The 21,973-nt window shown below is 52.6% G+C and carries 21 protein-coding genes; 3 read left to right on the forward strand and 18 right to left on the reverse strand.

Annotated elements, in window-relative coordinates; translation table 11 throughout:
• Positions 1–750 (forward strand): hypothetical protein, encoded by a 750-nt coding sequence (locus LKH74_RS01945; protein ID WP_135368109.1) that lies wholly within the window; start codon positions 1–3, stop codon positions 748–750.
• A 651-nt stretch (positions 751–1,401) separates the two neighbouring features.
• On the opposite strand, the gene obgE is transcribed toward LKH74_RS01945, so the two are convergent.
• On the reverse strand, positions 1,402–2,697 hold the full coding sequence (gene obgE, locus LKH74_RS01950) for a GTPase ObgE (protein ID WP_287707809.1): 1,296 nt from the start codon (positions 2,695–2,697) through the stop codon (positions 1,402–1,404).
• Between the two features lie 87 nt (positions 2,698–2,784).
• Positions 2,785–4,602: an excinuclease ABC subunit UvrC gene (uvrC, locus tag LKH74_RS01955; RefSeq protein WP_135368111.1), complete on the reverse strand. Its 1,818-nt coding sequence runs from the start codon at positions 4,600–4,602 to the stop codon at positions 2,785–2,787.
• Positions 4,603–4,755: 153 nt separating this feature from the next.
• Here uvrC and LKH74_RS01960 point away from each other — a divergent pair, with 153 nt between their 5' ends.
• Positions 4,756–4,944, forward strand: a complete 189-nt coding sequence (locus LKH74_RS01960; RefSeq protein WP_135368112.1) for an SPJ_0845 family protein — start codon at positions 4,756–4,758, stop codon at positions 4,942–4,944.
• Between the two features lie 131 nt (positions 4,945–5,075).
• Here the strand turns inward: LKH74_RS01960 and LKH74_RS01965 are convergent, their stop codons facing one another.
• The 8 genes from LKH74_RS01965 to rpsO form a co-directional block, all read right to left on the reverse strand.
• Positions 5,076–5,375: a nucleoside triphosphate pyrophosphohydrolase family protein gene (locus tag LKH74_RS01965; RefSeq protein ID WP_125577228.1), complete on the reverse strand. Its 300-nt coding sequence runs from the start codon at positions 5,373–5,375 to the stop codon at positions 5,076–5,078.
• Between the two features lie 2 nt (positions 5,376–5,377).
• Positions 5,378–5,971 (reverse strand): ribosome biogenesis GTP-binding protein YihA/YsxC, encoded by a 594-nt coding sequence (gene yihA, locus LKH74_RS01970; RefSeq protein WP_287707808.1) that lies wholly within the window; start codon positions 5,969–5,971, stop codon positions 5,378–5,380.
• Positions 5,972–6,150: 179 nt separating this feature from the next.
• Positions 6,151–7,407 (reverse strand): ATP-dependent Clp protease ATP-binding subunit ClpX, encoded by a 1,257-nt coding sequence (gene clpX, locus LKH74_RS01975; RefSeq protein WP_287708057.1) that lies wholly within the window; start codon positions 7,405–7,407, stop codon positions 6,151–6,153.
• A 190-nt stretch (positions 7,408–7,597) separates the two neighbouring features.
• Entirely contained in the window at positions 7,598–8,902 is a 1,305-nt protein-coding gene (gene tig, locus LKH74_RS01980; protein WP_135368114.1) for a trigger factor, read from the reverse strand.
• Positions 8,903–9,169: 267 nt separating this feature from the next.
• On the reverse strand, positions 9,170–10,360 hold the full coding sequence (gene tuf, locus LKH74_RS01985) for an elongation factor Tu (RefSeq protein WP_125577222.1): 1,191 nt from the start codon (positions 10,358–10,360) through the stop codon (positions 9,170–9,172).
• A 198-nt stretch (positions 10,361–10,558) separates the two neighbouring features.
• Positions 10,559–11,497: a hypothetical protein gene (locus tag LKH74_RS01990; protein ID WP_287707807.1), complete on the reverse strand. Its 939-nt coding sequence runs from the start codon at positions 11,495–11,497 to the stop codon at positions 10,559–10,561.
• Between the two features lie 70 nt (positions 11,498–11,567).
• Complete coding sequence (locus LKH74_RS01995) at positions 11,568–13,436, reverse strand: ribonuclease J (protein ID WP_287707806.1); 1,869 nt, start codon at positions 13,434–13,436, stop codon at positions 11,568–11,570.
• A gap of 205 nt (positions 13,437–13,641) precedes the next feature.
• Complete coding sequence (gene rpsO, locus LKH74_RS02000; RefSeq protein ID WP_125577216.1) at positions 13,642–13,911, reverse strand: 30S ribosomal protein S15; 270 nt, start codon at positions 13,909–13,911, stop codon at positions 13,642–13,644.
• Between the two features lie 278 nt (positions 13,912–14,189).
• Between rpsO and rpsT the strand changes: the two genes are divergently transcribed.
• Positions 14,190–14,444, forward strand: coding sequence for a 30S ribosomal protein S20 (rpsT, locus tag LKH74_RS02005; RefSeq protein WP_135368660.1), 255 nt, complete (start codon positions 14,190–14,192; stop codon positions 14,442–14,444).
• A 323-nt stretch (positions 14,445–14,767) separates the two neighbouring features.
• Here rpsT and holA read toward each other — a convergent pair whose 3' ends face one another.
• The 8 genes from holA to LKH74_RS02045 all read right to left on the reverse strand — a co-directional run bounded on the left by holA (position 14,768) and on the right by LKH74_RS02045 (position 21,965).
• On the reverse strand, positions 14,768–15,796 hold the full coding sequence (holA, locus tag LKH74_RS02010; protein ID WP_287707805.1) for a DNA polymerase III subunit delta: 1,029 nt from the start codon (positions 15,794–15,796) through the stop codon (positions 14,768–14,770).
• Positions 15,793–18,051, reverse strand: coding sequence for a DNA internalization-related competence protein ComEC/Rec2 (locus LKH74_RS02015; RefSeq protein WP_287707804.1), 2,259 nt, complete (start codon positions 18,049–18,051; stop codon positions 15,793–15,795). The genes holA and LKH74_RS02015 overlap by 4 nt, the downstream gene beginning before the upstream one ends.
• Positions 18,051–18,530: a ComE operon protein 2 gene (locus tag LKH74_RS02020; protein WP_287707803.1), complete on the reverse strand. Its 480-nt coding sequence runs from the start codon at positions 18,528–18,530 to the stop codon at positions 18,051–18,053. The genes LKH74_RS02015 and LKH74_RS02020 overlap by 1 nt, the downstream gene beginning before the upstream one ends.
• 47 nt (positions 18,531–18,577) lie before the next feature.
• Complete coding sequence (locus LKH74_RS02025; protein WP_287707802.1) at positions 18,578–19,285, reverse strand: ComEA family DNA-binding protein; 708 nt, start codon at positions 19,283–19,285, stop codon at positions 18,578–18,580.
• 294 nt (positions 19,286–19,579) lie between these two features.
• On the reverse strand, positions 19,580–20,629 hold the full coding sequence (locus tag LKH74_RS02030) for a SepM family pheromone-processing serine protease (protein ID WP_287707801.1): 1,050 nt from the start codon (positions 20,627–20,629) through the stop codon (positions 19,580–19,582).
• Positions 20,630–21,115 (reverse strand): pantetheine-phosphate adenylyltransferase, encoded by a 486-nt coding sequence (gene coaD / locus LKH74_RS02035; RefSeq protein WP_135368665.1) that lies wholly within the window; start codon positions 21,113–21,115, stop codon positions 20,630–20,632.
• A complete protein-coding gene (rsmD, locus tag LKH74_RS02040) occupies positions 21,112–21,675 on the reverse strand; it encodes a 16S rRNA (guanine(966)-N(2))-methyltransferase RsmD (RefSeq protein WP_287707799.1) in 564 nt (187 codons plus the stop codon). Before rsmD ends, coaD begins: the two co-directional genes overlap by 4 nt.
• Positions 21,672–21,965 (reverse strand): YlbG family protein, encoded by a 294-nt coding sequence (locus LKH74_RS02045; RefSeq protein WP_287707798.1) that lies wholly within the window; start codon positions 21,963–21,965, stop codon positions 21,672–21,674. Before LKH74_RS02045 ends, rsmD begins: the two co-directional genes overlap by 4 nt.
• Between the last annotated feature and the right edge of the window lie 8 nt (positions 21,966–21,973).

Raw genomic sequence — 21,973 nt, forward strand, 5'->3', positions numbered from 1 at the left:
ATGCGTTTCCATTCATCATTGGCCCTACTTGGTCTGAGTGTCTTAGTCCTCGGTCTGGCGGGCTGCCAGTCTAATGCCAAACAAAGCACCGCTAGCTTTAAGAATAGCTCGGCTAAGTCCAGCAGTTATAGTGCCCCTAAGCCCGATGCGGCGGTTTCCGGGTCATCTTCAACGAAAAAAGAGGCCCAGACCTACCGTCCTAAGGCCGCCCAAACCAGGAGCGCCCACTATGTCAAGTCGGGCAAATTGAAGACGGCCGGGCAATACACCTACGATAAGGTCGGCACCAAGCTGCAACTCGACCAAGTTAAGCACCCCCGAACCACCATCAAAAGCGGCCCACTGACTTACAAGGTCACCACGGTGCGCATCATCAAGAACACGGCCAAGACCGCTGCGGCCAAACGCATGGCGGCCCAGGCCTTGAATCTGGCCAGCATCAAGAGCCCCTATTACACGATCCAAGTGAAATTCACCATCACCAATCATGGCAAGCGTGACGTCACCACGGATGGGATCAAAACCCTGCGACTCAGTCAAAACCGCCAGTTAAACGCCTCCGGGCAACTCAGTGACGCCAGCGCCGGCAAGACCATCCCCGCCAACGACCACCTGACGACCTTTGCCACGGGCTTGGCCAGCGAAAAGAAGCGACCGACCTTCAAGTCGGTGAAAATCGCCTTCGCCGGGGCCTACGCCGACAGCAAGCAGGTCGTGGCTCCCACTGGCTGGTTGAAGCTAGCACTGTAACGGGGTGGCCTGGCAACGCGGGATGACCCCCTACTTGGCGAACCTTCGGCTACGGTGGGAGTTGAGCGCGGTCACCACCTTTGAAGGCAGGTTCAATCGACAGATTGTGGTTTCCATGACACTCAGTGTTGCGTTCACAATAGACCATTAAAAAAATCGTCATCAAAGTTGGGACTTATCTCCCTCTCTTGATGACGATTCTTTTTCTTTACAGCTTAATCTGAAGGTTGAACCTAAAATTAACGTGCTGATTGCCGTAATGACGGTGTTCTGACACCGTGATAATAAAAGGCTAGTCGTCAATGTAGCTACCACCTGGGTTTAAAGTGACTGTTATTGAGACGCATCACCGTAGCCGGGAGTTCGCCAAATATGGGTTCAGCCGTGGGAGTTTGCTTAGTGGCGCGATTCATGCCACTTAGCAAACTGGCGTCTTTGAGACGTGTCTTCCGGCTCAAAGCGAGGCGTCGAGACCGCCTTTTGGCTCGACCCGTCCGCCCCAGCGTTCCAACCCATATTTGGCGAACGGAAGGCGGCCAGTTCGCATTGCGAGGCTGTAACCGACTATTTTTGACGGTATGAGTCGCATGCTAACAGTAATTCCAGCTGATTTCCGTCTTTCAACCTTCAGGCTCAATCTAAGTCAACGACCTAAGCCATGTACTCAAAGGTGAAGTCGTCGATCTTAACCAGGTCGCCGTTCTTAGCGCCGTGTTCACGCAGACTGTCGTCGACGCCCATGCCGCGCATTTGACGGGCAAAGCGTAAGAGACTTTCGTCGTGGTTGATGTCGGTCATCTGGAAGAGTTTCTCCAGCTTGGCCCCACTCAAGATCCACGTGCCATCCGCGTCTTGATCGATGGTGAATTCGGCCTCTGGCTTGAATGTGTATTCCGCCGTCGTGGCCACTTCTGGCTGTTTGACTGGGAATTGCGGCGTTTCGGCCAAGATATCCGCGGTCCGACCCAGCAAGGGCGTCAAGCCGTCGTGCGTCAAGGCAGACACGGCAAAGATTTCTGGCGTTGTCGCCAAGAGTTGGTCTTGCTTCAGGTCTTCCTTGAATTGCGCCAGGTTGTCGGCGGCATCCGGCATATCCATCTTGTTGGCCACCACGATTTGCGGCCGCTTTAAGATGTCTGGATCGTAGGTCTTGAGCTCTTCGTTGATCTTCTCAAAGTCTTCGTAAGGGTTCCGCCCTTCCAAGCCACTCATGTCGATCAAATGTAAGATGACCCGCGTCCGTTCCACATGCCGCAGGAATTGGAAACCTAATCCCACGCCGTTGGCGGCCCCTTCGATCAGCCCAGGAAGATCGGCCATCACAAAGTCACGGCCGTCCGGCAAGCGGACCATCCCCAGGTTCGGGACCAACGTGGTAAAGTGGTATTCCGCAATCTTAGGCTTGGCGCTGGTGACCGTGGACAACAGCGTCGATTTCCCCACTGACGGGAAGCCCACCAAACCGACATCGGCCAGGACCTTCAACTCAAGTTGGACTTCGAATTCCTGACCCGGTTCCCCATTTTCAGCGATTTCGGGTGCCGGATTCTTGGGTGAGGCAAAGTGGATATTGCCCCGGCCACCACGACCACCCTTGGCGATTACGGCAGAGTCGTCGCTGGCGACCAAATCAGCCATGACGGCGCCCGTTTCCGAATTGATGACCGTGGTGCCTTGAGGAACCTTGATGATGGTATCCTCGGCCCCGCGACCGGTCATGGACTTGATGGCACCGTTGCCCCCGTTTTTCGCCTTGAATTTCCGGGAATACCGGAAGTCCATCAGCGTCCGTAAGCCTTCGTCAACTTGGAAGATGATGTTGCCACCACGACCACCGTCACCGCCGGCTGGACCCCCGTTGGGCACGAATTTTTCCCGACGGAAGGCCACCATGCCATTCCCGCCGTTACCGGCCTTCACGTTAATTTTAACTTGATCTACAAACATAATTTTATTCCTCGTTTTCTAAACCAGCGTGTGCTGCTTTCTCAGTGTGACTCCTGTTTGCCAGTATACCGGCAAACGGCCGCCACGTCAAAGATTGGTTGGCGTTCGGGGACTTTTTATTTCCGCCGTTTCCGCAGCCAGCGTCACGTGGATGGTTTGCGCCACGGTCTGACTGATGCCGAGTTTACGCAGATCATCGACATCCGCTTCACCGATCTTCTTGGTCGAGCCGAACTTACGTAAGAGCTTGTTGCGCGTCTTAGGACCAACCCCTGGGATTCGATCCAACCGTGAACTCAGTGAGTGCTTGGTGTGGACCTGCCGGTGAAAGGTGATGGCGAACCGGTGGACCTCATCTTGGATCCGTTGCACCAGGTAGAAGCCCTGGCTCTTGGGATCGAGGTGCACGTGATGGTCGTCGGGACCAAACAACAGGTCCGCCGTCTTATGGTGGTCATTTTTGACCATCCCCGCGACGGGAATATGCAGGTCAAATTCGTCGGCTAAGACCTCCTTGACGGCATTCATCTGAATGTCGCCCCCATCCATCAAAATTAGATCAGGCATGGCCGCATGCTCCTTTAAGAGCCGCCCATACCGCCGGCGAATGACTTCCAGCGTGCTGGCCGTCTCATCCGCGTGATCGACCGTCCGTAATTTGTATTTCCGATACAACTTCTTATTGGGTTGACCATCAACGAAGACGACCATTGCCGAAACCAGGTCCGCCCCTTGAATGTGGGAGTGGTCAAAGGCTTCGATCTTATGACCGGGCGCAATGCCCAACGCGTCCGTGATCTCCTTCATGGCCCCAGTGGTCTTACTTTCATCCAGCTCCAGCAGCCGAAATTTCTCGTCTAAGACCAGTTTGGCGTTCTTACCGGCCATCTCCAGCAGATCGCGTTTGGTCCCCCGCTGCGGCGTTCTAACGGGCACTTTCAGCAGTTCTTCGATCACCTCATGGTCGATGCTGGCGGGCACCAGGATTTCCCGCGGCAGGACCGTATTCTTACGTTGATAGAACTGAACAATGAAACTGGCCAATTCCTCTTCGGCCGAGTTGATGACCGGGAAGAGCCGCTTTTCACGCTTCATCAATCGCGCCTGGCGAATGAAGAAGACTTGGATCGACAGCCACCCCTTGTCCAGATAAAAGTTAAAGATGTCGCGGGGCGTGTGGTCGTTGGAAATGATCTTTTGCTTTTCCACGGTCGCTTCGATGTAGCGGATCTGATCGCGCAATTCGGCGGCCCGTTCATATTCCATCTTGCCAGCCGCCGCAGCCATCCGCTCGCTGAGTTCCTTTTTGGCGTGCGCCACGTTGCCATTTAAAAAGGACTTGATCTTGCGAATCTGATGGTCGTAATCGGCTTCGGGCACCTCTTTGAAACACGCCCCGAGACACTGGCCCATGTGGTAATACAGACACGGCCGTCCCTGATAGCCGGTACACCGGCGTAGCGGGTAGACCTTTTGTAAGAAGTGCATGGTCTCTTCGGCCGCGTACACGTTAGGATATGGCCCGAAGTAGTAGGCCCCGTCCTTGCGAATATCACTGACCAACAAGAGCTGGGGGTCGCGTTCGTGGGTAATCTTGATGTACGGGTACCCGGTCCCCCGCTTGAGCTTGATATTGAAGTACGGCTGATGCTTTTGAATCAGCGTGATTTCTAGTAAGAAGGCCTCTTTGTCGGTCGAGGTGATGATCGTTTCAAAGTCGACGATCTCACTGACCAACTGGGCGGTTTTCCCGGTATGGCTACTCTTAAAGTAGGAACGCACCCGGTTCTTTAAGTTCTTAGCCTTGCCCACGTAGATGATTTGACTGTTGATATTTTTCATCAGGTAACAGCCGGGAAGGCCCGGCAGTAACGCTAGTTTATGTTCCAAATATTCCGACGCCAAGGAAGATCCCTCCCGTTTTTAATCGAATCGATAAGCCTTTAAAGTATAGGCCGAATGTCTGTTTGGTGCAAGCAAAACCCCCTGGCCGCTAGAAAAATGACAAATCGGTCTAATTCTGCTATGATTACTGAAAAAGCAAGGAGGTGGTTCGCTTTGGCATTAAAGGTCAAACGTCAAGACGACCTGGATTCCATGTTCGGTAAATTTGCCCAAATGGACCCAACTGATGTGAAGCGCGATAAATTTTTGAAGCGCGACGATGAACACAAGAACGACAAGAAGGGTAAGGGCTTGATCAAGGATGACCAGATCAAGCACGAGCAAAAACACGAACACGACTAGGTTGTGAAAAGGACTCCCACGGGTATTCTGCCGGTGGGAGTCCTTTTTCATTGTTTACAAATGATTAGCCACCCGTGTTCCCCCCATACTGGGTAAACGGTCAGGCGGCTCATTTCTCGTCGCCGTCAGGGCTAGTGATTCGGTTGGTACCCATGTGGATAGCGGGCATTCAGGCGTTTGATGTTGTCTTGAGCGACTTCATCAAAGTCGATGTCGGCCCACTGGGAAATTTGGCTGAGGTACCAGAGCACGTCGCCCATTTCCTTGACGATGGCGTCGTGATCCATGTCCTTGCCGTGGAAGGTGTAGTTCTTCACCAAGTCCACGACCTGGCCCGTTTCACCCGCTAACCCCAACGCACAGTTGGTCAACACTTGTTCGTTGCCGTACAGCGTCCGGTTGGCGGCCTTTTGATATTCATTAAATTCCACGTCTATTCCTCCCCAAAGGCTTGTTGCTCGATCCAGTTCCAAACAGCATCCTTACCGCTCTTCTTGGGTGCCGAGAACATGATGATATTGTCCGTATTTGGCAGGTCCAGCGTCTTTTTGATCCGGCTGACGGCCTGATTCCATTTACCATGGGCGATCTTATCGCTCTTAGTCGCCACAATCAGCGTTGGCAGGCCGTAGTAGGCTAACCACTGGTACATCTGGACATCATCTTCGGTTGGGGCGTGGCGAGCGTCTACCAGGGAAACAACGCCCTTTAACTGGTCGCGTTGGGTCAGGTAGGTCTCGATCATCGTCCCCCACTTTTCGCGCTCCGTTTTGGAGACCTTCGCGTACCCATAACCGGGCACGTCCACAAAGTAGAGCTGATCCTCCACGTTGTAAAAGTTTAGCGTTTGCGTTTTACCGGGTTGGCTCGACGTGCGAGCGTAGGAATTCCGATTGATCAGGACGTTCGTTAGCGAGGATTTACCCACGTTAGAACGACCCACCAAGGCAATTTCTGGGTACCCCGTGGTCGGGTACTGCACGGGGTCGACCGCGCTCATGACAAGTTCTACATGATTGACTTCCATTAGTTAGTCCATCCTCTCCAAAATATCTTTCACCATTCTAACACACAACGACCCGAAAAATGGGAGAAACCTGGCGGGATTTTTCCCAGCATTTGACCAAAGCCCGGCCCCGCCAACGTTTGTCTTCCCATAAAAAAAGTGGCCGAAGATTTCTCCTCGGTCACTTCAACGCTCCTAAATTAAGAAGCCTTTTGATCCTTCAAAACTAATTCTGGTTCGGCATGATTCGTCACCGTATCCGCCGTGATGATGACCTTGGCCACGTCGTTGCGACTTGGCAGGTCAAACATGATGTCGCGCATGACGTCTTCGATGATGGACCGCAAGCCCCGGGCCCCGGTGTTGCGAGCGATGGCTAACTTAGCCATTTCACGCAACGCGGCTGGCTGGAACTGCAGGTCAACATTGTCCAACGACAAGAGCTTTTCGTATTGCTTGACCAAAGCGTTCTTGGGTTCGGTCAAGATCCGGACCAAGTCGTTTTCGTCCAGCTTTTCCAGTGCCGTCAAGATTGGCAGCCGGCCGATGAATTCGGGGATCAACCCGAATTGCAGCAGGTCTTCTGGAATAACGTGTTGCATCAGGCTATCACCTGAGGCCAAGACGTTTTGTTCCTTGGTATCCGCGCCAAAACCGATCGTTTGGTCACCCAAACGCCGCTTGACGATGCCGTCGATACCGTCAAAGGCCCCACCCACGATAAAGAGGATGTTGGTGGTGTCGATCTGAATGAATTCTTGTTGGGGATGCTTCCGACCACCCTGAGGCGGCACGTTGGCGATGGTCCCTTCCAAGATCTTCAGTAAGGCCTGTTGGACCCCTTCACCAGAAACATCTCGCGTGATGGAGACGTTTTCGAACTTCTTGGCGATCTTATCGATTTCATCGATGTAGATGATCCCCTTTTCCGCGCGGTCAACGTCGTAATCGGCGTTTTGCAGCAGCTTCAACAGGATGTTTTCCACGTCTTCACCCACGTAGCCGGCTTCCGTCAGCGTCGTGGCATCGGCAATGGCGAATGGCACGTTCAAGATCTTCGCCAGGCTTTGAGCCAGGTAAGTCTTCCCGGAACCAGTGGGTCCAATCACCGCAATGTTACTCTTTTGCAGTTCAGGGCCTTCATCGTCAGCCTGCGCCATTTCATTGACCCGCTTATAGTGGTTGTATACCGCTACAGACAAGGTGCGCTTGGCTTCCGTTTGGCCAATGACGTATTGGTCAAGCGTTTTGACAATGTCAGCTGGCGTTGGCACAGTTAACGTTTCTTGTGCAGCGTCTTGGCTGAATTCTTCGTCGATGATTTCTTTACAAAGGTCGATACATTCGTTACAGATGTAAACACCTGGGCCAGCAACGATCTTCTGCACTTGGTCTTGTGATTTCCCACAAAACGAGCAGACTACTGGGCCATTGGTTTCGTCGGTGTTTTCAAACAATAAACTCACCCTTTCTCTCCAGGCTTAAGCCTTAACTAAATGATTCTTTGATTACTGGGTTCCCCGTCAATCGTGTACTATACCACAGTTGCCGGCCGCTGAAAATCAATTCGCCTCGTCAGCCTGGAAATAACAGAAAACCGGGACAACAGCGCCTGTCATCCCGGTCAAGTCGCCGACTAATCAATTATTAGTCTTCGGCATCCTTCTTCTTGTCTTGCTTGGCGGAGTCGGCAATCAAGTCAACGGCACTCTTGATGGCGATATCATGCTTCAGCATGTCATCGGAAAGGGCACTGCGAACGGCACTTTCTTCCATCCCGTATTGTGCAGCTAAGTCCTTGACTTCAGCAGCAACTTCGTCTTCGGAAGGTTCGATCTTTTCGGCTTCAACAACCGCTTCAAGAACCAAGTTGGTCTTGACCCGCTTGTCAGCACCGTCAGTGAATTGCTTCCGTAAGTCGTCTTGCGTCGTGCCAGTCAATTGGAAGTACATCTTAGGTTCGATACCTTGTTGTTGCATGTTAGCCAGGTATTGATCCATTTGCCGGTCGATATCATCCTTCAGCATAGCTTCTGGGATGTCACCGATTTCGGCGTTATCAACGGCTTCGCTGATAGCTTCGTCTTCAATGGCTTCGTGAGCGGCATTCGTCTTTTGTTCCTTCAGACGATCCTTAGTCTTGGCTTGTAATTCTTCTAAGCTGTCAACGTCTTCGTCAACGTCCTTAGCGAATTCATCGTCCAATTCAGGCAATTGCTTTTCCTTAACTTCGTGGATGGTAACCTTGAAAGTGGCTTCCTTGTCACGTAAGTCTTCGGCTTGGTAATCCTTAGGGAAAGTGACCTTAACGTCCACGTTTTCGCCAGCCTTGTGACCAACTAATTGGTCTTCGAAGCCAGGAATGAAGGAGTTAGAGCCCAATTCCAAGGAGTAGTTGTCAGCCTTACCACCGTCGAATTGCTTGCCGTCAACGTAACCGTCAAAGTCGATCACAACAGTATCGCCCTTAGCAGCGGCTTCGTCTTCCTTCAAGACTAATTCGGCTTGTTGTTGACGTTGCTTTTCTAATTCAGCGTCAATGTCCTTTTGGTAAACCCGCGTGTTTTGCTTCGTAACACTCAAGTTCTTGTATTCGCCCAACTTAACTTCTGGCTTAACGGTCACAACGGCCTTTAAAACCCAAGCCTTACCCTTGTCCATGGATTCAACATCCACTTGGGGTTGGTCGACAGGTTCGATGCCTGCTTCTTTAATGGCAGCATCATAAGCTTCTGGCAAGACGATGTTTAAAGCGTCTTGGTACAAAGCTTCTTCACCATACATTTGGTTAAAGATTTGACGTGGTACCCGGCCCTTACGGAAACCTGGAACCGCTAAATTCTTCTTGGTGCGTTGGAATGCTTTATCTAAGCCTTCCTTGATCTTATCAGGAGCAATTTCAAAGGTTAATTCGCCTTGATTAGCTTCCTTTTTTTCCCACTTTGCAGCCATTAATTTTCCCTCCGAAATGAAAAGATATTACTATTTACAATTCTAGCAATTGCATACTGTATTAGTGTACCTTATGCTACCCAAATTGTAAAATGATTTTTGCTGAAACACCGTGAATGGCGCGGATTCTTTGCAATATTTTCCGAGAAAAATCACAAATTGAAAACGTGGCCGGTCAACCGACCCCCGTACCATTTTTGGCCAAAACAAAAGGGCCCGAAAAGTTAACTTTTCGACCCCTCTTGCAGATACGCTAATTAATTAAAATTAGTCGTCAATTTCCGTAACGGTACCGGCACCAACGGTGTGGCCACCTTCACGAACAGTGAACTTCGTACCCTTTTCAATGGCAGCTGGTTGGATCAGTTCAACAGTGAACGTCACGTTATCACCAGGCATAACCATTTCTACGCCATCAGGCAATTCGATAACACCAGTGATATCAGTGGTGTGGAAGTAGAATTGTGGACGGTAGTTTGAGAAGAATGGCGTGTGACGGCCACCTTCTTCTTTGCTCAAGATGTAGACTTCACCCTTGAACTTTTCGTGCGTTTGGATCGAGCCTGGCTTAGCCAAAACTTGTCCACGAACGACTTGTTCACGGTTGATCCCACGAAGCAAAGCACCAACGTTATCCCCGGCTTCACCAAGGTCCAACGTCTTCCGGAACATTTCAAGACCGGTAACAGTCGTCTTCAATACGTCGTCATGTAAACCAACGATTTCAACTTCGTCACCAATCTTAACAGTCCCACGGTCGATACGACCAGAAGCAACAGTCCCACGACCAGTGATCGTGAAGACATCTTCAACTGGCATCAAGAATGGCTTGTCGTTTTCACGTTCTGGCGTTGGGATGTAATCGTCAACGATATCCATTAAGTGAAGGATAACCTTTTCTTGTTCTTCGTCGCCTTCAAGAGCCTTCAAAGCTGAACCACGAACAACTGGAATATCGTCACCAGGGTAATCGTATTCAGACAACAGCTCACGAACTTCCATTTCAACTAAGTCAACCAGTTCGTCATCGTCAACAAGGTCAGTCTTGTTTAAGAAGACAACGATGTATTCAACACCAACCTGGCGAGCAAGCAAAATGTGTTCACGGGTTTGTGGCATAGGACCATCAGTAGCGGCAACAACCAAGATAGCACCGTCCATTTGGGCAGCACCAGTGATCATGTTCTTGATGTAGTCAGCGTGTCCTGGGGCATCGATATGCGCATAGTGACGCTTTTCAGTTTCGTATTCAACGTGGGCAGTGTTGATCGTGATACCACGTTCACGTTCTTCTGGAGCAGCATCGATATCAGCGTAATCTTCGGCCTTTGCTAAACCTTTGTCAGCAAGTACCTTAGTGATTGCAGCAGTTAACGTCGTTTTCCCATGGTCAATATGGCCAATAGTACCAATATTTACATGGGGTTTAGTTCTTTCATAATGTTCTTTTTCAGCCATTAATGAAACCCTCCTGTATTTTATCGCAAGTGCAATTCGTCTTCCGAAGAAAACAAATCACCCTTTGCGTAAAATTATACTACTTCTTTTCAGAAAGGGAAAGCTGGAACCCTCCCAAAAAAGAATCCTTGACCAGTATATATGCTGAAGAATTATTTGTAAACTAAAATTTCACTCATTTTCGAGTTTTTCCGGATTTTAATGGTCAATTGCGCCGAAAAGTTCAGCCATATAGCGGTTCAGCGTCGTTTGCCAGCTTTGCATGGTTTTTGTGTCTTGGTCGCTGAGGGTCGTCGTCAGCGGCAACCCGGCGATGGTTTGGACCCAAGCAACCGGTGTCGTGATGACCCGATCAATAAACGGATAAAGCATCATCAGTTGCAGGGTCACCGTTTGTTGTAAATTCGCTGCCAACATGGGATCCGTTTGCCCCAAATCATTTTGCAAATACGCTTGAATGGCCCCGGCCGCCTTGCTGGCATTGACCGGCTGAAGGTCGCCGGTGTCCACCGGATAGACCTGGTCATCGAGCCAATGGAGCTTCACGGTCTGCGTCACGTGCAAGCGCATCAGTCCCTCCAACAGATCAGCACGCAAAAGCGGATGCAAGAAGGGATCGACCAACAGGTACTGGACCCCCTGCAAGTATAGCGCTAACGGCAACTGCCGGGCCCGTTCCAGGCGCTGGCGCTGCTCGTTAAAGGGCACGTCGCCTAAGTGATAAAATTGTTTGGCGATGACTCGCTGGGTGGCGGCCAGCTCCGTGGTGGCCACGGCTTCGGCAGCTTCCACCTGGGCCAAGCCCCCCGCCCGCCAACTATCCGCTTGCGCAACCTGACAAAATTCCCGGGCAAAAATAAATTGTTGGTTCTTCAAGGCTACGTCCAGTCGCAACTGAAAATGCTGCGCAGAATCCAAATAAACTGGATCCTGTTCGGCGGCATATTGTTCGGCTAACAGGTACTTTTGGTCATGGTAGAGACTGGCGACCAAATAGCGATTCAATTCTGGCGTTTGCTGGTCGTGATACAGCGTTTCAAACAGCGCACTGGCTGTTGACCAGCGACGGTCGTCAAAGGCCGCTACGGCCCGTTTAAAGGCATTATCCCGGGCGGCAGGACTGGAAAAATCTGACATGGTCGTTTCCTCCTAAAAATAGAGAAGCCAAAACGGACCACACCCGCGACTTGCGGTTGGCCCGTTTTAATTAAGCTTTTTTCTCGGCCGTAGCGGCGGGTTTCTTACTGTGCCGGCGCTTCCGGTTACGATGTGGTTTGTTGGCAGTGGCCGGTTGGTCGGACTTAGCCGCCTTAGCCGGTTTCTTGGCCTTATTCTTGTTTTTGGACTTCGCTGCTGGCGCCGATGTCGCGGCCTTACCGTTTTCCTTGGCCTTGCCGGTGCTGCGGCGATGATGTTGATTGACTTCCATGATGACCGGTAAGATCACTGGCCGCCGGTGCGTTTGTTCGAACAAGTAGTGGCTCAGGTGTTCACGCACGTCTTGTTTCAAATGGCCCCAGTCAAATTCCTTGTTGTCTAGGTTATTTTGAACCGCCTTGCGAATGATCTGGGCACTTTCTTGCATCAAATCTTTGTTGGCCTTCACGTAAACGAAGCCCCGTGACGTAATCTTGGGATCGGCAACGATCTGTTTCTTCTTGCGATCGATCGTCACGACCGCGATAAAGATACCGTCATCGGCCAAGACTTTCCGGTCACGTAAGACGATATTTCCGATGTCACCAACGCCGATACCGTCGATCATGGTATCCGTGACGTCAATGCCTTCGCCCAGGCTCATTTGGCCGTCGGCGTAGGTCAGCACATCCCCTTTGGCCAAAATAAAGATGTGGTCGGCCGGCATTCCCAATTCCAACGCAGCGTTGGCGTGGGCATTTAATAACCGGTATTCCCCTTGGATGGGAACCAAATATTTCGGTTTCAATAAGTTCAGCATTAATTGTAAGTCGCGCTTGTAGGCGTGACCCGATGAGTTCAAGTCATCCGAAATGGCTTTGACTTCGCCACCGGCCCGGTAGATCATGTCACGGGTCTGGGCCACGGTCGTATCCATAGCGTGAGATGGCGTGGTCGTGATGTAGACCAAGTCGCCTTCTTGGATGTTCAAATCCTTTTCTTGCTTGTTGGCCATGCGTTGTAAGGCCTTGATGGGTTCGCCCATCTTCCCGGTCTGTAAGATGACCGTCTCGCCCGGCTCTAGGCTATCCAATTGTTCCGGCGTGACCAGTAAGTCATCGGCAAAGACCAATTTGCCCAGCTTCATGGCCGTGTTCACGATTTTTTCCAAATCTTGGCCCATCAAGCACACCTTGCGGCCAGTTTGTTGGGCGGCGTCAAAGACCTGTTGAATCCGCAAAATATTCGACGCCACACAGGCCACGATGACCCGGCCGTTTTGGTAATGGAACGTTTCTTCAATATCTTCGGCAATCGTTTGTTCCGACGCATTCATGGCCGGATTTTCAGCGTTGGCGGAGTCGCTCAAGACGGCTAAGACCCCGGCTTGACCGATGGCCCCTAACCGCGCGTAATCCGTTTGATAACCAGTCTTAGCCGTTTGGTCAAACTTAAAGTCCCCGGTGTAGATGATTTGGCCTTCATCCGTCTTCAAGTCGATCCCCAGCGATTCTGGAATCGAGTGGGTCGTGGAGAAGAAGGAAACGACCACGTCACCGAAGTCGATTTCGGTCTTTTCATCGATCACGTGGAAATCGTCGTAGCCCTTCACGTTGGGTTCAGCGGCAACGCCAATCTTAGCCAAGGCAATCGTCATTTCTGACCCAAACACGGGAACGTTGAACTCACTCAAAAAGTAAGGTAGCGCACCAATGGCATCGGCATGGCCGTGCGTCAAGAAGACAGCGACGATTCGCTCCTTATTTTCGCGGAGGTAGGCCCAATCGGGAATGACCACGTCGATCCCCAAAAGTTCATTTTCCGGATACTTTAACCCACAATCTAAAATGTAAATTCCGCCGTTAACATCGACGGCATACATGTTCTTCCCGTTTTCGCGAACACCGCCAAACGGGATAATCTTAATCTTTGCACTCATAAGTTCACCTCAAGAATCTTCGTATAGTTTTAACAATCCTGACCAATACCGTCAGCATTTTCTGCTGGGTCACAAAGCCCAGATTCGTCCATAATTAAATCTTTCTCCATTCTACCATACTTTAGCGGTGAGCAGTACTAAGATAACAATTGGGCAAAAGAAAAAGCCCCCAGCCAGGATTGGCCAGGGACTCCGGTGCGGCGAATTAACGACGCAGACCTAAGCTCTTGATTAATTCACGGTAACGTTGAACGTCAGTCTTCCGTAAGTAAGCTAATAAGTTACGACGGTGACCGATCTTCTTCATCAACCCACGTTGTGAGTGGAAGTCTTTCCGGTGTTGTTGCATGTGAACGTTGATTTCGTTGATATCAGCGGTCAAAACGGCAACTTGGACTTCAGTAGAACCCGTGTCACCTTCGTGACGAGCGTATTGCTTGATGATTTCGTTTTTCTTTGCTTGACTAATAGCCATGGTAAATATACCACCTTTCAAATAAGTGCCCGAAACTGAGTAAGTCGGCGGTGGCCGCCAGGCGAACTAAGTCAGGGGTTTGTGCCGCAGCACAGTTACCTACTATACGGGACTTTGGCTAAAAGTGCAAGTCTTTTCCCATTAACACCTATCAAGTAAAATTACTTTACATTTATCTCGACTAGCTATTGCATTCGGTCCTAGCCTTCTGTATAATAACATACGTTGAAATTAAGATTTCCGGTACTAAGGATTTCTCATTCGGAGGTGAAATTTTCATGCCAATTATCAAATCAGCAATCGAACGTGCCAAGACTAACGTTAAGGCTAACGAACGTAACTCTGCACAGTTAAGCGCTATGCGGACTGCCGTTAAGCGTTTTGAACAAGCTAAGACCGCTGGTGCCGACAACGCGGAAGACTTATTCCGCCAAGCTAGTGCCGCAGTTGACAAGGCTGCTTCAAAGGGCTTGATCAAGCGGAACAAGGCATCTCGTGACAAGTCACGGATGGCTGCACGTTTAGCTAAGTAATCAATTAATCAAAACGATTAGATGATGCAATCAGGAGGTCGACCAATTTGTGGTCGGCCTCCTTTTTTGTACAATTGCCCGTGAGTTGTTGCCCTTCGTTAACTCTATCAATCAAAAAAGGCTAAGATCAGTGCCACCCATGATGGTTGTGGCACTGATCTTAGCCTTTTTACTGCTCTGAAAGTTGAAAAAAGGAAATTAGTTAAAACGACTGTTAGCAGGCAATTCATGGCGTCAAAAATAGTCGTTTACAGCTTCATGATGCGAACTGGTCACCTACCGTTCGCCAAATATGGGTGGAATGCCGGGGCGACCAGCTTCCCCTAAGCCACCTGTCCAGCAAACTGCGTCATAAACAGCGAAAACAGCATTTCCGGGTCCATAGTCGAAGACTTCATCTGCTGTTCGACGCGAAAGAGCCCCAGGTAGGCACGGTTCAGGTCGGTCAGTAAAAACCGCCGTTGACTCTGCAAGGCCAGCTTGATGCGGTACGGGTGGACCTTGAGAATACTGGCCAGCTTGCCTTGGCTGTATCCCTGCTTGGCCAAGACCTTGGTCTGAATCAACAGGCGGAATTGCCCCTGCAAGATGGCATTGATCCGCAAGGGTTCTTCCTTGGCCTGTAAGAGCTCGCGGTAAAGCGTCACCGCCCCCGCCGTATTCTTGGCCAAGACTCGGTTGACCAGGTCAAACACGTTTTGCGTCAACGTCTGGGTCACCAGCCCGGTGACGGCGTCGCGGTCGATGGTCTTTTGCGGCAAGGCAAATAATTCCAGCTTGGGCAATTCACTCATCATCAGCGTCAAATCGGCATCCGTACGCTGAATCAGCTCGTTTAAAGCGGCCGGTGCCATGGTGTAGCCGTCTTGTTTCAACTGGTTTGTCACAAATTGGCGGACGTCGCGCTCGGAGAAATTGCCGATTTCAATTGTCGTCGCCACTTTTTTTAACTGCTTGCTGACCTTCTTGCGGCCGTCTAATTTTTCATACGGCGCAAAGAAGACTAGCACGGTGCTGGGCATCGGTGACCCCAGGTACGTCTGCAGGCTGTCGATGTCGTGGTCGACCTTTTGTTTCTTGGTCTCCCCCGTTAGAAATTGGGGATTGTCGATGCACACGACCCGGCGTTCCCCAAAGAACGGTGTGGCCATGGCGTCATCAAGCGCCACTGCCAGCGGGACCGTATCCATGTCATAACTGGCAAAATTCATGGTCTGTTCTTCGGTTGGGACGACCTGCTTGAAGCCCGCCTTGAGTCGGCGCTGTAAATAATCCGCTTGCCCCAAGATCAGGTACACATTGGCCAGTTGTCCGCCCGTCTTTAATGTTTTTAAGAGTTCCGTAATTGTCACGATTCGTGTGCCCCTTTAAGTTTAGTTTGCCAATAGCCCTGCGCGCCGCGATACGTGTAGCGAATCATCCCACTGGTCTGGGTACTGACCGCGGGGACGTTTTGTTCTCGCAATGTCGCCAGCGTTTCCGCATTGGGATGGCCGTAGCGATTTTGCCGGCCAGCGGAAATAATCGCCCAGCGTGGCCGCAGTTGCGCAATAAATTCGGGCGCAGAGGCCGTCTTACTGCCGTGATGTCCTAATTTTAACACGTCGGTACGCAGCTGCGCATCCGCCGCCAACATTTTTCGTTCACCCGCCTGGTCCAAGTCGCCCATGAACAGAAAATTCAGGCCGCCAAAGGTCCCCTGCAACGCCAGCGAATTCTCATTTTCCGCCGGCGCGGCGTGATCCGGGTGCCGCACCAATAGTGGCAAAGCCTGCCCCGTTTTGATGGGGACCACTGGGGGGATTTTGCCCGCCAGTTTTTGTTGCCAGGCCGGCTCCGCCTCCATCCCCGCCGGAACCAACAGACGCTTGACGTGAAGCTCCTGCAAGAAAGCCGGCAGATCGCCGATGTGGTCCGCATCGTGGTGGGTCAAATACAGGTCGTCGACGTGATCGAGACCGCGACTTTTCAGATAATTGATGTTGGTCCGTAGTGCCGCATAGCTGGGCGGTGTCTTGGGGACCCAGTCCGGCTGGCGAAAGCCCAAGCGTCCGCCGGTGTCAATCAGACTGACCCGCCGATTGAAGGGCTCGCGAATCAAAATACTGTCGCCCTGACCCACATCAAAGTAAGTCACCTCACCGCTCAATGGCAAGTGAATCGCCCCGTAGACCAGGCCGTAACTGGCCAGTAAGCCGATCAGCCACTTGCGGCGGTGTTGCGGCGGCCAGGTGAACAACCACCAGGTCCCCGCCAGCCACAACCAGGCCACCCACCAGGCCGGCTTGCCAAAGGGCACGTTGCCCGGCAGTCGCGCGAACCAGGCCAAGCCGGCATCGAATTGTTGCAGCGCCCAGGCACAACCGCGACTGATCACCGGCAACCAGGGATGAAGCACCGTCCCCACCAGCGTCAACGGCAAGATGAGCACGGGAAATAACGGAACCACCGCCCAATTGGCGAGTAGTGTCAGGCTGTGCCACTGAAACACGCCCGTCAACAAGCTGGGCAAACCTAGCAGAGTCAGACCTCCCTGCCGCCAGGCGCGCGATTCCTCACGCAATAAAATGAGCCCTAACGACAAACCGTAACTCAACTGACTGCCCAACTCAAATAAGAGCCCGGGATTCACGAACACGCCGACCAATAGCGCCATTGACCAGGCATCCAGCGTACTGATGGGCCGCTGGCACCGTTTACCCGTCAGCTGGACGCCCCGCATCAAGCAGGCCCGGAGCACCCCACTGCCGCTACCAGCCAAGATGAAGTAGGCCGGCAGCCCCAAAAGCATCCCCCATTCCCAGTGCTCGCGCTGGATGCGCAGGTGCACGCACACCCACTCGACGGCTGTCAGTAACAGCGCCACGTGCATGCCGGAGATGGCAAATAAGTGCAACAGCCCCAGCCGCTGCATCCCTTGTAGTTCGGTCATGGTCTCCGCAGCTTTGGCCCCCGGCAACAGGCCTAGGGCGTATACCCGTAGTGCCCCGGGGAGCCGTTCGCAGTAATGGATCAGCCGCGCACGCCACCCGTGCCACCAGTCACTAAACCAGCCCCACCACCTTAAAGGAGCGGCCGTTCGTTGGGTGACGCTGGTCAGCTTCAAGGTGTTAACAATGCCGCGATGACGCCAATATGCCGCGCCATCGAATTGATTGAAGTTGGTCGCGGGCAAGATGCCCTGGACCTGACCGCTCACCTGCCACAGCGTGGGCCGGGTCAGGTGCTGCAACGTCTGCAGTTCGGCGGCCGACTTGGCCACGCCACGCACGGTCAACTGTTCACCGGTCTGGCTATTTTGACCAACGAAATAATACATTGCCCCGCGCACCGCAACGGCATCCGGTTGGACCCGCAAGGTCGCGGTCATGGTCCGGGCCACGTCGAAGGGCAGTTGCCGTTGCGTCAGCTGGTGGTCACGCCACAGCCAATACCCCCCGAACAGCCCCAAGAGCAACAAGGTCACCAACCAGGTCGGCCGGTGATGCGGCGTCCACACGCGCACCAACACCAACAAGAGGAGCCCGCTGCCGGCCCAGGGATGTCCGCTCAACGCCACACTGAGTGCCAGGACCGGCAAAACCGCTAAGAAGCCGTGGTTCGCCACTAATCCTGTTTAGGTTGGTCCAACGGCAAGGTCGCCAGCAAGGCGGGATCCACCGTGACCTGATTCAATTCGACGTGCTTCAAGGTGATCAGCTTTTGGGCGTACGGGTCATTGTGGTAATTGCGCATGTAGGTGATCTTACGAATCCCCGCTTGCAGTAACATTTTGGTACACTGCAGGCACGGAAAATCCGTGACGTAAATTTCGGCGCCATCCGTGGCCTCGCCAAACTTGGCACACTGTAAAATGGCGTTCATTTCCGCGTGAATGGTCCGCACACAGTGACCATCGACGATGTAACAGCCCTCATCCAAGCAGTGGTCATCGCCCGAAACAGAGCCGTTATAGCCCGCCGCAATGATCCGCTTATCACGAACCACCGTCGCCCCGACGGACAGCCGGTTGCAGGTACTTCTAGTGGAAATGACTAACGCCTGTAGCATAAAGTATTGATCCCAAGGAATTCGTTCGCGTTTCACGTTGATTACCCCTTTGCAAATTTTAGTTTTAAGTATACCACCAGTCATTAAGTGGTGAGTTGATCTTGTAAATTAGCAACGGTTTTTTCGCCGAAGCCGGGCACCTGCGCGAGGTCCGCCACCGTCTGAAAACTGCCGTGTTCCGTGCGATAGTCCACGATTTTTTGGGCCTTCTTGGCCCCCACGCCGGTTAGTTGTTGCAGGTCAGTCACCGTGGCCGTGTTCAAATTGACCACGGTCGCGCTACTGCTGCCACTGCTGGCCGCCGCCCCACTACCGGTGGCGCTGCTACCAACAGTCGCGTTGCCACTCGCGGCCGCTGCGGGGCGTTTCTCCCCCTTCAACGGCAAATACAACTGTTGTTGATCCGTCAGCCGCGTTGCGAGATTGATCTGTTGGCGGTCAGCCCGGTCGACCAAGCCCCCAGCAGCTTTAATGGCATCCGCTACCCGCATCTCCGCCGTGAATTGGTAGAGTCCGGGATGACGGACCGCCCCTTGAACATCCACAAAGACCCGGGTATCATGACTGCTGGCCTGACTGGTGGCCGTCGCCTGGGTCTGCACACCGGTAGCATGCGATTGACCACTACTGCTGGTCGTCGCCGGTGGAATCGCAGCGGGTAAGGCCGCGGGCGCCGGTTGACGCAACAGTAGCCAACCACCAATCACCAAAACACCCAGCACCCCGACTAGTCCCAATACCTGTTGCTTCCGTGGCAAGGTCAGCCACCATTCCTGAATTTTTTGTCCCATCACATTGCCCCCTTTACGGTTCAACTCCGTAAAAATGGGCCAGATATTTTTTCATTTGGTTATTTTTTTCAAAAATAGTGGGTGACAACGCCATGAACCGGACCGACTGCGCTCAAACGAAAACGAGCCCGGGGACAAAACCTCCCGGGCTCGTTTTCTTCACCTTGACATAGCTGAACCGTACGTCAACAGACAGCCAGCTTCGGCTCACCAAATCATCCAAAGACTAAGATTCTTCGATGAGCAGCCTTAACGTTCACCGGATAATCGCCTGCTAGCCCACGCTTCTCAACTCTAATGATGTGTTTCTAAATATTTCACGGCGTCACTAAAGGTCTTCACCGGCACAACCTTCATGTTCGGCGCGTATTTCTTCGCAGTCGCTTTCGCCAATTGGTAGTTGGTTTGATGATGCTCCTCATACTTCAACAGGAGCTTAGACGGCTTAACGTAGGGCGCAAAGAAGACGGTGGCGCCCGCCTTTTTGGCCGCGACGATTTTCTTGTCGATACCGCCGATTTCACCCACGTTGCCGTCACCATCGACCGTTCCGGTACCGGCGATTTTTTGGCCGTGACGCAAGTTCTTGCCGGTGACCTGCGTGTAGATCTGCAGGCTAAACATTAAGCCCCCGGATGGCCCCCCAATTTGACCGGGATCAACCGTGACCTTGGGCTTGGCCGTGACCTTGACGTTATCGGTCAGGGTGATGCCAATGCCCGCCTTCTTGGTCGGCAACCGCATCAACTTGCGGGTGGCGTGCCGCGTCTTCCCATTATGCTGATAAGTAATCGTTGCGGATTGGCCCACCTTTTGGCGTTGAATGTAGTGTTGATAGCCGACCATGGAATTGAAATGACGGCCGTTCACCTTCGTCACGGTGTCGCCCACCCGCAAGGTTCCGGCAAACGGCGATTTGTCATCCACGCTCAAGACGTAGATGCCCAAATACTGCCGTTTGACCGACTTATGCGCCGCCTTATAGGCCGTATAGATCGACTCATTGATGGCGCTTTGCATGTAGAAGTCCTGCACCTTGTCGTAGGTGGCGTTACTCTGGCCACCGGTCACGTCGTCCACATTTTCAATGCTGTAAATAGGATTCAGCTTGGCGTACAAATAGCTGACCGGCCGGGCCTGTGACAGCGCGACCGAAGTGATCATGTATTTGCCGGCGTGCTTGTCGGGATGACCCGGCATGCTGACAAAGGTCTTTAAATTGTCGGCCTCGCCCGGTCCTTCGATGTACTTGGGCAACGGCAGGAAGAAAAAGGCCAATACCAACAGCGTAAGACCGACCGTGATAATGATTTGACGCCATTCACGTCGCGTAAATTTGCCCATCTACTGGTCACCTGCCAGTCGCGCAACCATGGCGTGCGCCACGACTGGGGGAACCAGGTTAGTGAGGTCGCCACCAAAGCGAGCCACCTCCCGCAAGAGGCTAGAGGAGACAAATTGATACTGGGGCGCGGCCATCAGGCACACCGTGTCCACGTTGGCATCCAGCGTACGGTTCATCCCCGCAATGCCCTGTTCGTATTCAAAGTCCACGCTATTGCGGATACCCCGGACCAACACGGTGGCGTGACTGGCCCGCATAAAGTCTACCGTCAACCCACTCTCGACGCGTACCGAGACGTTGGCCATGTCACGGGTCGTCTCCTCGATAAAGGCCACCCGTTCGTCGGTGGTAAAGACGCCGCGCTTAGAGGTGTTCTGGCCAACTGCCACAATCAGGTGGTCAAAAATTTTGCTGGCCCGCGTGATCAGGTCTAAATGGCCGTTGGTCAACGGGTCAAAACTTCCTGGAAAGACTGCAATCGTCACTCGTCTTCACTTCCTAACCCATAAATCGTCAGTTCGGTAATCCCATAATCGCGCCGTTCGATGAAGTGAAAGCCCTCGATATCATCGGGCAATTGGGCCTTTTGGTCCGTCTCACACACGATGCGCGCCGTGGGTGTCAACAGGTGCAGCTCTCGTAGCCGGGTCATTTGGGCCACGATCTTTTGTTGGGCGTACGGCGGGTCAAAGAAGACCAGATCAAACTGGTCGCCGCGGTCGGCCAACTCCTGAACGGCCCGATTGGCGTCGCGCTTTAAAATCTCAAAGCGTTCTGGCACCTTGGTCACGGCCACGTTGTCCTGAATCGTCTTGATGGCGGCGTATTGCCGGTCGATCAAGACGGCCTGGTCAATGCCCCGTGAGACGGCTTCAATGCTCAGACCGCCCGATCCGGCAAAGAGGTCCAGACTTCGCCCGCCGTCAAAGTACGGGCCAATAATGTTGAACAAGGCCTCCTTGACCTTATCCGTGGTGGGCCGGGTCGCCATGCCAGGCACGGCCTTTAACCGCCGGCCCCCAAAGTCACCTGCTACAATTCTCATTCATCATCATCCTCTGTCTCTGATTGCTTATCTGCGGCCATTTCTTCGGCCACGCCGTTAAATGTTTCACTGATCTCTGGTCGTTTTGAGGCCACCACGCGTTTCACGAACCGTAGCTTGCCCAATTGTTCGGCCAAACTGGCCACGTCTGCTTGATTGACGTACAACACCACGTAGCGCATCTTCTTGGACACGTACATCACGGTGCCGTAGCGCTTGAGCTGACGCGTTTGTTTCAGACTGTACGTGTACACGATCAGGCTCTGACGTGCTTGCATTTCAAATGCCATGGTCTAAC

The sequence above is a fragment of the Levilactobacillus sp. genome (assembly GCF_022646225.1).
Classification (GTDB): Bacteria; Bacillota; Bacilli; order Lactobacillales; family Lactobacillaceae; genus Levilactobacillus; species Levilactobacillus suantsaiihabitans.

Coding starts and splice junctions, on each gene's coding strand:
- rpsT (WP_135368660.1), top strand. CDS start 14,190: ATGCCAATTATCAAATCAGCAATCGAACGTGCCAAGACTAACGTTAAG.
- yihA (WP_287707808.1), bottom strand. CDS start 5,971: ATGGAAGTCAATCATGTAGAACTTGTCATGAGCGCGGTCGACCCCGTG.
- LKH74_RS02045 (WP_287707798.1), bottom strand. CDS start 21,965: ATGGCATTTGAAATGCAAGCACGTCAGAGCCTGATCGTGTACACGTAC.
- LKH74_RS01990 (WP_287707807.1), bottom strand. CDS start 11,497: ATGTCAGATTTTTCCAGTCCTGCCGCCCGGGATAATGCCTTTAAACGG.
- LKH74_RS02025 (WP_287707802.1), bottom strand. CDS start 19,285: ATGGGACAAAAAATTCAGGAATGGTGGCTGACCTTGCCACGGAAGCAA.
- LKH74_RS01995 (WP_287707806.1), bottom strand. CDS start 13,436: ATGAGTGCAAAGATTAAGATTATCCCGTTTGGCGGTGTTCGCGAAAAC.
- LKH74_RS02030 (WP_287707801.1), bottom strand. CDS start 20,629: ATGGGCAAATTTACGCGACGTGAATGGCGTCAAATCATTATCACGGTC.
- tig (WP_135368114.1), bottom strand. CDS start 8,902: ATGGCTGCAAAGTGGGAAAAAAAGGAAGCTAATCAAGGCGAATTAACC.
- rsmD (WP_287707799.1), bottom strand. CDS start 21,675: ATGAGAATTGTAGCAGGTGACTTTGGGGGCCGGCGGTTAAAGGCCGTG.
- tuf (WP_125577222.1), bottom strand. CDS start 10,360: ATGGCTGAAAAAGAACATTATGAAAGAACTAAACCCCATGTAAATATT.
- rpsO (WP_125577216.1), bottom strand. CDS start 13,911: ATGGCTATTAGTCAAGCAAAGAAAAACGAAATCATCAAGCAATACGCT.
- LKH74_RS01945 (WP_135368109.1), top strand. CDS start 1: ATGCGTTTCCATTCATCATTGGCCCTACTTGGTCTGAGTGTCTTAGTC.
- obgE (WP_287707809.1), bottom strand. CDS start 2,697: ATGTTTGTAGATCAAGTTAAAATTAACGTGAAGGCCGGTAACGGCGGG.